The sequence below is a fragment of the Actinoplanes octamycinicus genome, from assembly GCF_014205225.1.
GTDB lineage: Bacteria > Actinomycetota > Actinomycetes > Mycobacteriales > Micromonosporaceae > Actinoplanes > Actinoplanes octamycinicus.
Genome location: NZ_JACHNB010000001.1, coordinates 7,107,667 through 7,121,794, shown reverse-complemented (window position 1 = coordinate 7,121,794; position 14,128 = coordinate 7,107,667). Strand labels below are relative to the sequence as shown.

Here is a 14,128-nt window from a genome sequence, read left to right as displayed (position 1 = left end):
CTGTGCGCTGATGAGTGTTGAGCCGAAGCGAGCCAGTGAATGGACCATCCACGGCGAGCGCGTCGTCGACGACACCCGCCGGGCGGTGCTGAGCATCGCGGACGTGGAGCTACCCGACGGCGTCCGCTTCGAGCAGTACGTTCTCCGTATCCCGGCCGCCGCGATGGTCATCGTGCTCGACGACGACGAACGCGTGCTGATGATGTGGCGGCACCGCTTCATCGTCGACCGCTGGGTCTGGGAGCTGCCCGGCGGCTATCTCGACCCGGCCGAGGACTCCATGACCTGCGCCGCTCGCGAGGTCGAGGAAGAGACCGGCTGGCGGCCGCGCAGCATCGAGAAGCTGATCAGCTTCCAGCCGATGGTCGGCACGATCGACCAGGAGAACATCGTCTACCTCGCCCGCGGCGCCGACTTCACCGGCGCGGATCCGGACATCAACGAAGCCGAACGCCTTGGCTGGATCCCGCTCGACGAGATCCAGCAGCACATCGACAACGGCACCATTGTCGGCGCCGGTTCCGTCTCCGGGCTGCTCGCCCTACTGCTGCGGAAGGCGACCGGCCGACTTTAGGCGCTTGCTAGGACCGGCCGGGCCCGCTCGGCGAAGTCCTGCACCGCCGACAGCCCGACATGCTTGGAGAGACGATCGGCGAGGTCGGTCAGGTAGTCACGGGCGCGAGACGAGTACAACCCTTCCGCGGCCTCGACCGCGTCAACACCGATCCGTGCCGCTTCCTCCGGCTCGCCGTTCTGCGCATGCGCTACGGCGAGCAGGACGAGGTTGAACTGCCGTCCCCGCGCATACTGCCGACCGTCCATGTCCAGCGAACGGGTCGCGAACCGGGTAGCTATGTCGCCTCTGCCCAGGGCTGTGAAGCAGTGACCGAACTTGGCGGCCAGGTACGACTCGTCGAAGTAGCCGATCCACTGGGGCTCGCTGGTTCGGTCAGCCTTGTCGAAGATCGCCTCGGCTCTGTTCAGCGCAGCTGCGCAGGCTTTCTCGTCGCCACCGACGGCATGACCTTGGGCTTCAAGCACGGCTGACTCCGCCTCGATCGCGGCGATGCCCGCCTCGGCCGCCGCGCGGCTGGCGGCCTTGGCCAGATCCACCGCCTCGCCGGAGGCACGCAAGAACGCAGCCTGATGGCTCATCGCCGCCAAGATCTCCGCTCCGAGCGCCCGGTCACCGGCGCCCGCCGCAAGGCGCAGTGCCTGAATCAGGTACCGCTGCGCCAGCCCGTGCATCCCAGCGTCGTACGAAGCCCAGCCCACAAGCTGGGTCGTCTCCGCGACCGCCGACAACAGTTGGCGGCCGGTCGTTGCGTCGTAGCGGCCGTTGATCAGCTCGGTGACGTCGGCGTTGAGGAACCGGACGAGGCTGTCGCGGATGTGGCCGCCGCCGAACTGGTTGTCCAGCGTCCGGTACGTCGAGGTCATCCGGCGCACCGTCTCGACGTCGGCGGCGCCGATCAGCCGCTCACCGTTGCCGGCCGGGCGCTCGTCGAGCGACGACATCAGCCATCGCATCGCCGCAGGCAGGAAGGCCGTCGCGCTGAAGCCCACCTGCCGAAGAAGGTTCCGCCGCTCCATATCGCCTCGCCAAAGATCAACGGCGACATCTATGCCGTGCCGCCAGTCCGGCGCGAACTCTAGCCCGGACGGCGCGGCCACCACCGCATGTTCGAGCGCGACGGGCCGGGCATCGGTGTCGGCTGACACCTCGGACACCATGGCGGACAACTGTCCACCTGCTTCGAGCGCCTGGTCCAGCAGAACTGTCACGGACAGGCTCGGCCGTTTGATCCCCGATTCGAGATCCCACAGATGGCCGTGCGAACAATGGATCATCCCGCCGAGCCGGCGCAGTGACAATCCATGCTGCTCACGCAACTCCTTGAGCTTGCGGCCGAAGTCGGGATGGGCAACAACAATCCGCCGTGGCATCGGCCACCCCTAACGATTCCGATGAACGGTGATCCCGGCTCGCCGAACCGGGCATCACCGGACACCATAGCCCTCAGCCGGACGTTTCCGGAGGCCACACGATCTCTTAGCCGTTCCGGACTGCAGCATCCACCCGATGTGGCGACCGCTGAGATGGGCCGTCATCCATTGATGCCGACGATGTCGACATCAATCTCAAGATCAGCGTTGTGACCTGCTCCAGGCCCAGCCCGGTCATACGCTCATTAGGCGGCGGTCATCCACCGAGGTACTCCTGACGGCGGCGCCGTGGCCTAGTCGAACGTCCCGGTAGTCGGTTGCCTGGAACCGTTGTGGTGTGGTTCGCATGGTGCATCGTCCTGCCCCGGCGAATGGCGGGCATGGTTATGCTCGGCGCCGTGGAGGACGAAGCGGCGTTGGCGCTGCTCGACCGCGTCTATGCGAACGAGAACGCCCACCTCGACGCCGCTGGTCGGCATGCCCATCACGTGCCCGCGACGATCACGGCCGAGGAGCTGCGGGCGCTCGCCGAGCGCGGCCTGACGCCCAACTCGTTCCGCGAGTTCGAGCACGACGAGGCGGTGACGACGCTGCGCCGGCTCGCCGGCGCGGTGGACGAGCGGGCCGCCGCGGACGCCTTCGTAGCCGGTCTCGGGCACGCTCGGCTGCGGTGGCGGGCGCTGCTGCCCGCCTTGGCGCTGGGCACCGCGATGCCCGCCCACCCGTTCCCCGCCGATCCGGGCGCCCGGACCTGCGGTGTCTGCTTTCTCGACCGCACCACCACGGTCGACACCACGATGGCGTGGTGGCGCCGCGTCCGGTCCGGATCGCCGCTGCCGGGCGACGTGTGCCGGTACATTCTGGCGCTGGAGGCCGCGGCGCAACCGTGGCCCACGCCCGATCCGCTCGACGTGTGGACACTGCACGAGATCCTCGACGTGATCCGGTCGCTGCCCCCGGCCACCCGGCCGGGGCGGGCCGCGCGGGCGCTCCGAGACCGCGGCCTGCTCGCGAGCCGGTCCACCGCTGCGTATACGGCCCTGTTGGAGGATCTGGCCTTCCTCGGCATCCTGCAGACCCCGGATCATCCGGGCATGTTCACGGCTTTCACTACGGCTCGCCAGCGCGACGAACGTCCCAGCGTCCGGGTGGAGGTGAGCGCCCCACTGTCGTTCTGGACCGCTGCGCACGGCGTCACCGAGTCGCTGGTGGACCGGCTGTTCGGCCATCTCGCCCGGCCGGACGAGCGCCCACCGGCTCCGGCCCCGGTCGCACCGCGCCGGGTGTCCGCCACGGTCCGACTCGCCGCTCCGCTGCGGGGCGAGGCCCGAGCCGGCGACGTCTACGCCGTGCAGTGCCGCGAGGACGCCTGGGTCCTGGCCTTCTGCCACGAGACGCAGGACCGCAACGGCCGGTGGTACGGCCTCGTCGAGTACCTCGACGGCTTCTTTGCCCGCCCACCCACGGCGGACGACGTCGAGGGCCGCGGGTTCCGGGGCCGTCGTGAGGGACGCTGGCAGCAGTGGACCGCACAGCTGGAGAGGACACCGCGCGTCCGGCCGGTCGCGCGTGACCTGCCTCCGCCGCCCGAGGACCGCCCGGCGCCGGACCGGGTGCCGCTCGGCAACGCCAAGGACCTGCGGCACCTGGCCGGCTGGTGCTTCCCCGAGTTGACGTGAGACCGGGCCGATCCCGCGCCGGGTCCGTACGGGCCCAGCGCGGGATGGCCGGTGACAGGGTCAGCCGCGTACGTCGAACTCGTAGATACGGGCGGCGGTGTTGCCGTCGCTGGCCGGCGTCAGCACGTTCAGCCGGACGTACCGGGCATCGGTGTTGATCGTGGTGGTGGTGCTGTCCGCGGTGTTGCCGCGGACCGTGGCCCGGGTCGTCCAGGTCGTCCCGTCGTCCGAGGTGAGCAGGTCGAAGTCCCGGGTGTTCCAGGCCGGGAACTCACCGCCCGCCCCGGCGTGCCGGAGCACCACCGAGCCGATGTGTCTGGTGCCGCCCAGGTCGGTCTGCAGCCACTTGGTCGCCCCGCCGGAGCACCACTTGTCGTTCCAGCCGCCCAGCCAGCTGCCGTTGACCGCCCGGTCGGCGCCCTCGTTCGCGCCGCACGCCGAGTCGGCGGTGGCCGGGCGGCGCAGCGCCAGGTCGGCCGGGAAGCTGCTGGATCCGTACACCTCCAGTTCGAAGATGCGGGCGGCGGTGTTGCCGTCGTTGGCCGGGGTGGTGACGTCGAGGCGGACGTAGCGGGCGGTGCGGGCCGGGATCGGCGCGTAGGTGCGGCTGGCCCGGGCGCCGCTGACCGTGACCGCGGTCGACCAGGTCGCGTTGTCGGTGCTGGTGGCGACGGTGAACCCGCCGGTGTTCCAGTTGGTCCGTTCGCCGCCGAGGCCGGCGTGCTTGACGATGAACGACGAGACGGTCTGCGCCGAGCCGAGGTCGACGGTCAGCGTGCGCGGCGTGCTCGTGGTGCACCACTTGCTGTTGTCCTTGAGCAGGCCGTCGACCGCCTTGGCCGGGGCTTCGGCGCTGCCGCACGCGGCCGCGCCGGCGGTGACCGGTTTGGTCAGCGCCAGGTTCGCGCCGAGGTCCGGTTCGGCGGGCGGCTGCTGGGCGCCGTCGCCGAAGCTGGGCGGGACGTCGCCGGCCGCGGTGCCCCAGCTGCCGCTGGGGGAGGAGCCCATCGTGTACGCGATGGTGGCCCCGCCGCCGATCTGCGGATAGCGGATCCAGCTGTGGCTGGTGGCGGCGCCGTCGACGGCGAGCGCCTGGACGTACCGGTTGGTGGCGCTGCCGCCGGTGATGGTGATGGTGCCGCCGGGCCGCTGGATCAGCGCGGTCGGGAAGAGGCCGCCGTGCACCGCCAGGGTGTCGGCGCCGGGCGTGACCGGGTAGAGGCCGAGCGCCGCCCAGACGTACCAGGCGCTGGTCGCGCCGAGGTCGTCGTTGCCGGGCAGGCCGCCGGCGCCGGTGGTGAACGACTCGCTCATCACCCGGCGGACCGCGTCCGAGGCGCCGGCCGGTTTGCGGGCGTAGTGGTAGGTCCACGGCACGCCGTGCTCCGGCTCGTTGCCGACGTAGAAGTACGGCCGGGACAGGCCCCCGTTGAGCTCGGTGAAGTGGTGGTCGAGGCGCTGCACCGCGGTGGCCGGGCCGCCCATCAGGGTGACCAGCGCGCCCAGGTTGTGCGGCACCATCCAGGTGTACTGGGCGGCGTTGCCCTCGACATAGGGGCTCTCGGTCGCCGGGTTCAGCGGCCAGGCCCAGGCGCCGCCGCTGTCCCGGGTGTGGATGTAGGACGATTCGCCGTTGAACAGGCTGCGCCAGTACTGCGAATGGGTCGCGTAGGTGTTGTACGCCGCGGTGTCGCCGACCGCTTTGGCGAACTGGCTGATCGCGAAGTCACTGGACGCGTATTCCAGGGTCTCCGACGGATTGCCGGGAATGTAGTGCCCGCTCTCGAAGGAGCCGCGATTGCCGCGCAGCACATAGCCCTGGGTGCTGCCGCCGGTGGCGCTCTTCTTCATCAGCGCGAGCGCCGCCGCCGTGTCGAACCCGCGCACCCCGAAGGCGTAGGCGCTGGCCACGATGATCGGCCCGGGATCGCCGGGCATCACGAAGTCCTCGATGCTCTGGTGCGACCATTTCGGCAGGAGCCCGCCCTGCTGGCCGTCGAGCACCATCGACTTGACGATGTCGCTCATCACGTCCGGCGCGATCAGCGCGGTCAACGCCGCCCACGAGCGGTAGATGTCCCAGCCGGAATAGTTCTGATAGACCGGATGCGAGGCGGTGTGCACCGCGCCGTCGAATCCCATGTACTGCCCGTTGGTGTCGCTGGCGATGTTCGGGTTCATCAGCACGTGGTAGAGCGCGGTGTAGAACTTCTGCAGGTCGGTCGTGCTCCCGCCGGTCACCTGGACCCGATTCAGCGCCGCGTTCCACTTGGTGTCGGCGTCCGACCGGACCGTATCGAACGCGCCGGCCTCCGCGGTGGCGTTGTTCTGCGCGTTCGCCACGCTCACGAAGGAGATCCCGATCGTCGCGGTGACCACCTGGTTGGCGCTGGTGTCGAAGGTGACGTAGGCGCCGACCTGGTTCCCGCCGGCGCTGGTCGAGCCGGCGCTGACCGTGCCGCCGCTGAACGTGCCGACGCCGGTGGGCGACCGGTCGAACAGGATCGAGTAGTACATCTTGAACGTCCGCCCGCCGCAGAACCCGCCGGCGGTGTGCTCGCCCCAGACCCGGTTGCCGGTGATCGTCACGGTGCCGGCCCGGTCGCCGGTGGCCGACCGGGAGGCATTGATCAGCACCCGGGCGCTGGTCGTGGCGGGGTAGGTGAGCCGCAGCGCGCCGGTCCGGGTGGTGGCGCTCAGTTCGGCGTCCACGCCGTACTTGTCCAGCCGGTTCTTGTAGTAGCCGGGGGATGCCGACTCGTTGGCCTTGGTGTAGCCGCTGGCGTACGAGGTCCAGGCGTTGCCCGGTGACGAGCCGAGGTTGCCGGTGATCGGCAGGATCGGCAGGTCCTCGTTGTTCGGGCAGCCGGCCCCGTTGAAGTGGGTGAGGCTGAACGACTCGATGGTCCGGTCCCGGTCGCGGTAACCGGACGGTGAGCCGGTCGGGGTGTCCGGGCTGAACTGCACCATCCCGAACGGCACGGTGGCGCCGGGGAAGGTGCTGCCGCCGGCGCCGCCGCCGACCGGGTTCGGGGAGTTGCTGTCGTCGGTGCCGACGAACGGGTTGACGTATCCGGTGAGGTCGAGGTCGGCGGCCTGGGCCGGGGCTGGAACGAAGAGGGCCACGGCGGCGAGGAGGGCCACAGCGGCGGCGAGGGTACGGAGCATCGTTGCCGTCCCTTCGGAGATGACATGGGATGACAACGTTGTCAGGACACATCAAAGAATGTCAATGTGCCTTTACGGTTCCGGAACCGGGGCGAGAGGATCGCGGGCATGGGAACGGGCCCCGAAGCGAACGCTTCGGGGCCCGTGGTGGCCGAGGCTCAGGCCTTGGCGAACTTTTGCGCCGCGGAGCCGTTGCAGTCCCAGATCTGCAGGCGGGCGCCGTTGGCGGTGCTGCCGGACGGCGAGTCGATGCAGCGGCCGGACTGCGGGTTGGTGATCGTGCCGTTGGCGTTCACGACCCAGGTCTGCGCCGGGTTGCCGGTGCAGTTGTGCAGCTGCAGCTGGCTGCCGTTGGCCGTGCCGCCGCCGGCGATGTCCAGGCACATGCCGAGGGTGGTCAGCGACTGGCCGGTCCAGGCCCAGTGCTGGTCGCGGGCGGTCAGCTGGCAGTCCCAGAGCTGGACCGCCGCGCCGTCCCCGCCGGTGTCGTCGCCGGCCACGTCGACGCACTTGCCGCCGGGCGCGGTCAGGTTGGTGGCGCCGCCGTTGTAGGCGAACTTCTGCGCGCCGGACCCGTTGCAGTCCCAGATCTGCAGCCGGGCGCCGTTCGCGGTGCTGCCGGACGGCGAGTCGACGCACCGGCCGGACTGCGGGTTGCGCAGCGAGCCGTCGGCCTGGGTGACGAACTGCTGGCCGCCGACCCCGTTGCAGTCCCACAGTTCCAGCTTGGCGCCGTTGGCCGTACCGTTGCCGGTGATGTCCAGGCAGCGGCCGAGGGTGCGCAGGGTGCCGTTGGTGAGCGTCCAGTGCTGGTCCTTGGCGCCGGCCTGGCAGTCCCAGAGCTGCACCGCCGCGCCGTTGCCCCCGGTGTCGTCGCCGGCGACGTCCACGCACTTGCCGCCCGGACCGGCGACCGGGTAACCGGTGACCGTGCCGCCACCGCCACCCCCGCCGCCGCCACCGCCGACGAACGGGGAGAGGGTGACCCCGGCCGAGCTCGGGTTGTTCGAGTAGACCAGCGACTCCTGGTTCTGCACGTCGTCGAAGGCGAACGCGTACGCCTTCCCGTCCGCCATGTTCGCGTGGATGATCCGCGCGTACTGGTTGGTCGGGTTGCTCTTGTAGAAGTCGCCCGCGCCGCCACCCGGCTGGGTGTCGATGGTGCCGAGCGTGCCCCGGTTCAGCGCCGCGCACAGCGTCCGGGCGATCGGCCCGACCACCAGGTCGTTCGGCGCGTTCAGGTTGCCGTCACAGCCCCACACGTTGGCGCTGGACGGCTTGGCGAACGACGCCACCTGCGCGCCCGAGCTGTTCGTGAAGACCATCGTGGTGCCGGAGGTCCGGCCGAAGTACTTGGTGTTCGGCTGGTCGCCGAACGGCACCACGGTCAGCGTCTTGCTCGTGTAGGCGTTCCACGCCGAGGTGATGTAGGAGTCCAGGTAGGTGCTGCTCATCAGGCCGGCGCCGGCGGCCTTGCCGGGCGCGAGCACCCGCAGCACGGTCCCGTCCGAGCGGGTCACCACGGTGTTCGCCCAGCCGGACTGCGCCCGGATCTGGTCGATCACGTTCTGCCGGCCGTTGGCGACCACTGCGCCGGTGCTCCGGGTGCCGTCGCTGCCGGAGACCGTCACCACGTGCGGGATGGCGAACATGTCCACCTGCGAGCTGTTCAGCCACAGCCCGGCGTCGTTGTAGGTGAACTCGCTCCAGTCGAACAGGATGTCGTGGTTCGGGTCGGCGGACGCCCACGGCGCCGGCTGGACCAGGCCGTCCGGGGTGAGGAAGAACTTCAGCTTCTGGCCGAGCGACATGTAGAGCCGGCCGGAGAAGTTGCGCGGCATCTGAATCGTGGTGCTGCCGCCGTTGCCCGGGCCGTTGATCGCCACGTCCGGAGCGGGGGAGGGCGGGTTCGCGCCGGCCGGCCAGGCGTTGAAGGTGCCGCCCGCGGTGACGTAGCCCAGGCGGCCGGTGCTCAGGTTGACGCCGATCATGTAGAGGTAGGACGCTTCGCCGCGCCCCGAGCTGTTGGTGACGGTGAACGGCAGCAGGTTCGGTCCGACCGCCTGGGCGGCCGGCGCGGCAACCGCCGCCCCGGCTGGTATCGCCGTCACGAGCGCGGCGAGCGCGCTCAACAGCCTGGTTCGTGTGGACATGGGGACTCCCGGTGGCTGGTGGGGGAAAGCGCCGCACCGGTCCGTGGATGCCGAGTCGGGGGAGCGACGCGGACCGTGAGAGCGCTCTCTCAGATCTTCGTCCCCGGCAATCGTGACTGTCAATGCCTCATGTTGGAAACACGCCATTCACATTTGGGGTACGCGGTGAGCGCCGTGGACGTCCCTGGATACGATGCGCGGCCGGGCGACACGGGGGTGCGCATGCTCAGTACTTGGCACGACTGGTTCGGGACGATCACCGGCGTGGTGGTACTGACCGTGCTGGCGCTGCCCGCCGCCATGCTGGTGGCGTGGGCGCTGGCCCGCCACCGGAGGGTGCCCGGCGAGCCTCCGGCGTGGCGGGACGCGCTGGCCGAGGTCGGCATCGTCTACGGCACGGTGCCGTGGCTCTGGATGATCCTGCTGCCGAATGCCGGCGGGGCGGACCGCGGGCGGATGAACCTGGTGCCGCTGCACGACCTGCTCCAGGTGCTCGCCGGCGGGCCGGTCACCGCGACCCTTCAGATCGTCGGCAACCTGCTGGTCTTCGCCGCGTTCGGGTTCTTCGGGCCGATCCGGTTCGCCGCGCTGCGGTCGGTGCCGCGGATCCTGTCGCTCGGCGCGGCCGGCTCGATCCTGGTCGAGACCCTGCAGTACGCGCTCGGCCTGGACCGGGTCTCCTCGGTGGACGACGTGCTGGTCAACGCGGTCGGCGCCGGGCTGGCCGCGCTCGTCTCCCGACGGTGGTGGCGGGTGCCGGCCGGGGCGTCGCCCGTGCGCGCTCCGGCCGTACGGTGAACCGGTCCTGATCTAGGTTTTGGGGTTGCCGGCCTTGCGGCGCAGCACGCCGTACCAGGCGGGGACCTCGGCCTGGTCGTCGAAGGCGCGGGCGACGACCACATCGGTCGACGAGTGCAGCAGGATGGACAGCACGATGGTGAGCGCGACCAGGTGGAAGATGTCGTCGGCGGCGGCGACCCCGGACTCGAGGACGAGCAGGCCGTAGACGACCGAGGCGAAGCCTTTCGGGCCGAACCACATGGCGGCGGCCTGTTCGCGCAGGTCCAGGCCGGAGCGCAGGAAGGACAGCCAGAGCGCGACCGGGCGGGCCACGAAGATCGCCAGGATCGCGAAGAGCCACCCGGTCCACGGGATCTCGCCCAGGAAGGTAGGTGAGATGAGCGCGCCGAAGACCAGCAGGGCGGCGAGTTTCAGCAGCTCGGCGATGTTCTCGCCGAAGTGCCCGAAGGCGGCCCGCTGGCGGGGGCCGAAGGTGGCGACGGTGATGCCGGCGGCGAACGCGGCCAGGAACAGGTTGGCGTGCGTGACGTTGCCGACGGCGAGCACGAGCAGGCCGATGGCCAGGCCGTTGAGCGGTTCGTAGGCGGGGGAGGCGGAGAAGAAGCGGCTGCGTTCCAGCAGGATCGCGGCGACCGGGATGAGCACCCCGATCGCCAGGCCGAGGGTGATCTCCCAGGCCAGCTCGCCGAGGTGCAGGTTGTCGGAGCCGGCCGCGACGGCCAGGAAGACGATGACGAACGGCAGGGCCAGGCCGTCGTTGACGCCGGACTCGACGTTGAGCAGGTGGCGCAGCCGGGCCGGGACCTTCTCGTTGCCGACCAGCGCGGAGGCGAACACCGGGTCGGTGGGGGACAGGATCGCGCCGATCAGCAGCGACTCGGGCCAGTCCAGGCCGGCCACATAGTGCGCGCCGAGCGCGGTGACCAGCAGGGTCAGCGGCAGGCCCCAGCCGAGGGCGCGGCCGGGCAGTCGCCAGGCCGAGCGCAGATCGGCCCAGCCGACCCGCATGCCGTCGGTGAACAGCACGGCGAACAGGGCCAGCTCGGCAAGGACGCCGACGATGCCGGAGTCGGCCTCGATGTCGAGCACGCCGGTCACGTCCGCGCCGAGCACGAACCCGGCGACCAGGAAGAGCACCGCGGTGGACAGGATGGTCCGGCCGGCCAGGGCGGACACCAGCACGGCGAGCAGCAGCACGGCGGCGAAGGCGAGCAGCAGCAATCTGACCTCCGGTGGAGATCTCCACCGTAGCCGCCGCTGGGCTCTTCCGGTCAGCACAAGTGATGACACGGTCGTCAATCCGATGGCGGACGGCAGCCGGGGCGGGGGCGGAAACGATGGGGGCAGCCGACTACTACGTCGAAGGTGGACAGCATGAGCGCAGCGAAGGAGCCGGACCGGCGATGGGCGCCCTGGTGGGTCTATGTGGTGCCGATCGTGGCCGCGAACTACGTCAAGCAGTACTTCGTGCAGGACTGGCCGGTGGCGGTCAACGCGGCGATCACCCTGGTGCTGGTCGGCGGGCTCATCGTCGGCATCACCGCCGTCTACCGCGGGATGGGCGGCGCCGCCGGGCCGCGCCGGTGAGCCCGGACCGGATCAGGCGGTGTGCGGGCCGAGCACCTGGGTGATGACGGCGGTGATCAGATCCGGTGGGATCGGGCGGTGGGCGACCAGCCGCCGGTAGAAGAACGGCGCCGCCAGCAGGTCGACGGTGAGATCCGGGTCGAGGCCGGGGCGCAGCTGGCCGCGCTGCTCGGCCCGGGTCAGGACGGCGAGCATCGGCTCGCGGCGGCGACGGGTCAACTCGGCGTGCATGGTGCGCAGGGCGGGATCGCGCTCGGCGGCGTCCATGAAGGCGGCCAGCAGTCTCGGGAACGGGGTGGTCGCCAGCAGCGTCACGAAGCCGGTCAGCAGCTCGGCGACGTCGGTCTCCACCCGGCCGGTGTCCGGGACCGGCAGCGGCACGAAGGTGGTGTCCATGGCGTCGACGAGCAGCGCGTTCGTCCCGGGCCAGTGCCGGTAGAGGGTGGCCTTGCCGGCACCGGCCCGGCGGGCCACCGCCTCCATGGTGAACCCGGCCAGGCCGTGCTCGTCGAGCACCTCCAGGGCGGCGGTCAGGACTCGCCGCCGCGCGCCGCGTCCGCGCGAAATGGGCCGTTGTGCCCCAGCAGCTCGGGTCATTGTCCACCCTCTTATCGAGACGGTAGCGTCTCTATAAGCATAGGAGGCTCCGATGCTGTACTGGTTGACCACGGCCCTGGTGGCTGGTGAATGCGCGGTCGGCGGGACTCTCGATCTGCTCCGGGCACCGCCGTTCTACCCGACGATGATCGAGCTCGGCTATCCCGGCTACCTGGCGACGATCATGGGCACCGCGAAGCTGATCGCCGCGGCGGTCCTGCTCGCGCCCCGGCTGCCACGCCTGAAGGAGTGGGCCTACGCCGGCGTGGTGATCAACATGACCGGCGCCGCCGCGTCCCATCTCGCCATGCGGCAGGGCCTTGCCACGCTTGTCGCCCCGACCACGTTCACGGTGCTGGCGCTGCTGTCGTGGGCGTCCCGGCCACTCACCCGCACCCTGTGACCGGCTGGCCGGGGGCTTACCTCGCTCGCCGGTCGGCGTGGCTTCCCGACCGGTTCCGCAGCCGGCGCGATCGCCGGCGGACTGTTCGGCTCCCCGCGGCGCGTGTCACGTCGCCGGTCATCGGGTCCGCTGGATCAATCGACATAGCATGACCTGATGCTGTCCCCGGGGGTCGTGCTCCACGGTCGATACCAGCTGACCCGGCTCGTGGCCGCGGGCGGCATGGGTGAGGTGTGGCGAGCCGACGACCTGCTGTTGCATCGGCAGATCGCGGTCAAGGTGCTGCTGCCGGCACTGATGGCGGACACCCAGTTCATCGCGCGGTTCCGGGCCGAGGCCCGGATGATGGCGGCGCTACGGCATCCCGGCATCGCGCAGATCCACGACTACGGCAGGGACGCGGCGGTCGGACCGTACCGATTCGACTACCTGGTGATGGAGTTCATCGACGGCACCCCGCTCTCCGAGCGGATCCGCCGGGCGGGAGTGCTCGGCGCGGACGAGACCCTGGCCGTGGTGGCCCAGGTCGCCGACGCGCTGCAGGCCGCCCACGACGCCGGCATCGTGCACCGCGACATCAAGCCGAACAACCTGCTGGTCCGGCCCGATGGAGCGATCGTGGTGGTCGACTTCGGGGTCGCCCGGTCGGCCGCCGGGACAACCGGCCTCACCGCCACCGGCGTGGTGCTCGGCTCGGCGCATTACATGGCCCCCGAGCAGGCCGAAGCTCAACCGGTGACGGCGGCCACCGACGTGTACGCGCTGGGGGCGGTCGCTTTCACCTGCCTCGCCGGACGGCCGCCCTATGTCGGGGACAGCCCGCTCGCGGTCCTCGGCCAACTCGTGCACGGGCCGGCGCCGGTGCTGCCGCCCGAGGTCCCGCCGGAGGCGGCGGCGCTGGTGCGGCGAGCCATGGCGAAGGATCCGGGACAGCGGTTCCCGACCGCGGCGGAGTTCGCGGCGGCAGCCCGCGCGGTGGTCACGTCCCGCTCGGTCCCCGGCCCGATCACCGCAGTGCCACCACCGGCCGGGCCGGCTCCGGAGCCGGCCGCGGCGACTCGTGAGGCGGCTACGCTGCGGGATCCGGGGATGACGGTCTCCCAGGCCGCGGAGACAGTCGCGGACGGGCCCGAGCCGCCCGCCGCCGCACCGCTCGCCGTCCGCGATCAGGTCCGCCGGCCGGCCGGCACCACGTCACCCGCCGGCCGACGGCGGTCCACCCTGGTGGCTGCCGTGCTGGCGGGCCTGCTGCTGGTCGGCGCGGTGGCCGGCCGGCTACTGGCCACGAACCGCACCGGCCAGCAGCCCGCAACCCTCGGGGCGAGTTCCGGCACCAGCGGTCCGGCCGCCACCAGCCGAGCCGCCAGTACCGGTGCGGCCCCGCGCGCGACGACCGCGAAGGTCGACCCGCCCGCCGCTCTCTGCGGCCCGCCGGCCAGCAAGTTCACGGTCGTGGAGAAGCGGCGGCTGACGACGCCCCGTGGTGACTTGCTGGCCACCACCTACCTGCTCTACTCCGCTGTCGACGCATCGCACTGCGCGGTCACCGTCAAGGAACCAGGCGCCGGCATGAAGCTGAAAGCGTACGTCTTCGTCCAGGCCCGCAAGGGTGTGCGGATCCTTTCCGACGATGCCGGGCAGCCGTTCGTGGCCCGGGTCGATCCGAACCGGACCCGGTGCGTCTACTGGGGCGGCTCGATCGACGAGGACACCGCCATCGACTACTTCGACGAGCAGTGGTGCCACAAGTGACCCGGGGGCGGGTGGACGCCCAAGCCGGGCGACCGGCCGCC

11 protein-coding genes are annotated in these 14,128 nt (G+C 70.9%); 6 read left to right on the top strand and 5 right to left on the bottom strand.

Annotation, left to right across the window (positions count from 1 at the left end):
* Positions 1–7: 7 nt before the first annotated feature.
* On the top strand, positions 8–574 hold the full coding sequence (locus BJY16_RS31915; protein WP_373873440.1) for an NUDIX hydrolase: 567 nt from the start codon (positions 8–10) through the stop codon (positions 572–574).
* Here BJY16_RS31915 and BJY16_RS31910 read toward each other — a convergent pair.
* On the bottom strand, positions 571–1,947 hold the full coding sequence (locus BJY16_RS31910) for a helix-turn-helix domain-containing protein (protein ID WP_185043243.1): 1,377 nt from the start codon (positions 1,945–1,947) through the stop codon (positions 571–573). The two genes, BJY16_RS31915 and BJY16_RS31910, sit on opposite strands and share 4 nt — an antisense overlap.
* Before the next feature lie 398 nt (positions 1,948–2,345).
* Here BJY16_RS31910 and BJY16_RS31905 point away from each other — a divergent pair, with 398 nt between their 5' ends.
* Entirely contained in the window at positions 2,346–3,626 is a 1,281-nt protein-coding gene (locus BJY16_RS31905) for a hypothetical protein (RefSeq protein WP_185043242.1), read from the top strand.
* 60 nt (positions 3,627–3,686) lie between these two features.
* Here BJY16_RS31905 and BJY16_RS31900 read toward each other — a convergent pair whose 3' ends face one another.
* Both BJY16_RS31900 and BJY16_RS31895 read right to left on the bottom strand, forming a co-directional pair.
* Positions 3,687–6,794: a GH92 family glycosyl hydrolase gene (locus BJY16_RS31900; protein WP_185043241.1), complete on the bottom strand. Its 3,108-nt coding sequence runs from the start codon at positions 6,792–6,794 to the stop codon at positions 3,687–3,689.
* 158 nt (positions 6,795–6,952) lie between these two features.
* Positions 6,953–8,947 (bottom strand): beta-1,3-glucanase family protein, encoded by a 1,995-nt coding sequence (locus BJY16_RS31895; RefSeq protein WP_185043240.1) that lies wholly within the window; start codon positions 8,945–8,947, stop codon positions 6,953–6,955.
* A 222-nt stretch (positions 8,948–9,169) separates the two neighbouring features.
* Between BJY16_RS31895 and BJY16_RS31890 the strand changes: the two genes are divergently transcribed.
* Complete coding sequence (locus BJY16_RS31890; RefSeq protein ID WP_185043239.1) at positions 9,170–9,745, top strand: VanZ family protein; 576 nt, start codon at positions 9,170–9,172, stop codon at positions 9,743–9,745.
* 12 nt (positions 9,746–9,757) lie between these two features.
* Here BJY16_RS31890 and BJY16_RS31885 read toward each other — a convergent pair whose 3' ends face one another.
* Positions 9,758–10,969 carry a cation:proton antiporter gene (locus BJY16_RS31885; protein ID WP_185043238.1) on the bottom strand — a complete coding sequence of 404 codons (1,212 nt, stop codon included), beginning with the start codon at positions 10,967–10,969 and terminating at the stop codon, positions 9,758–9,760.
* A 153-nt stretch (positions 10,970–11,122) separates the two neighbouring features.
* Here BJY16_RS31885 and BJY16_RS31880 point away from each other — a divergent pair, with 153 nt between their 5' ends.
* Positions 11,123–11,335 carry a hypothetical protein gene (locus BJY16_RS31880; protein ID WP_185043237.1) on the top strand — a complete coding sequence of 71 codons (213 nt, stop codon included), beginning with the start codon at positions 11,123–11,125 and terminating at the stop codon, positions 11,333–11,335.
* Positions 11,336–11,347: 12 nt separating this feature from the next.
* On the opposite strand, the gene BJY16_RS31875 is transcribed toward BJY16_RS31880, so the two are convergent.
* Positions 11,348–11,932, bottom strand: a complete 585-nt coding sequence (locus tag BJY16_RS31875) for a TetR/AcrR family transcriptional regulator (RefSeq protein WP_185043236.1) — start codon at positions 11,930–11,932, stop codon at positions 11,348–11,350.
* 52 nt (positions 11,933–11,984) lie between these two features.
* On the opposite strand from BJY16_RS31875, the gene BJY16_RS31870 reads away from it, so the two are divergent.
* Together BJY16_RS31870 and BJY16_RS31865 are read left to right on the top strand one after the other, a co-directional pair.
* A complete protein-coding gene (locus tag BJY16_RS31870) occupies positions 11,985–12,335 on the top strand; it encodes a DoxX family protein (RefSeq protein ID WP_185043235.1) in 351 nt (116 codons plus the stop codon).
* Between the two features lie 156 nt (positions 12,336–12,491).
* Positions 12,492–14,087 carry a serine/threonine-protein kinase gene (locus BJY16_RS31865; protein ID WP_185043234.1) on the top strand — a complete coding sequence of 532 codons (1,596 nt, stop codon included), beginning with the start codon at positions 12,492–12,494 and terminating at the stop codon, positions 14,085–14,087.
* Positions 14,088–14,128: the final 41 nt, after the last annotated feature.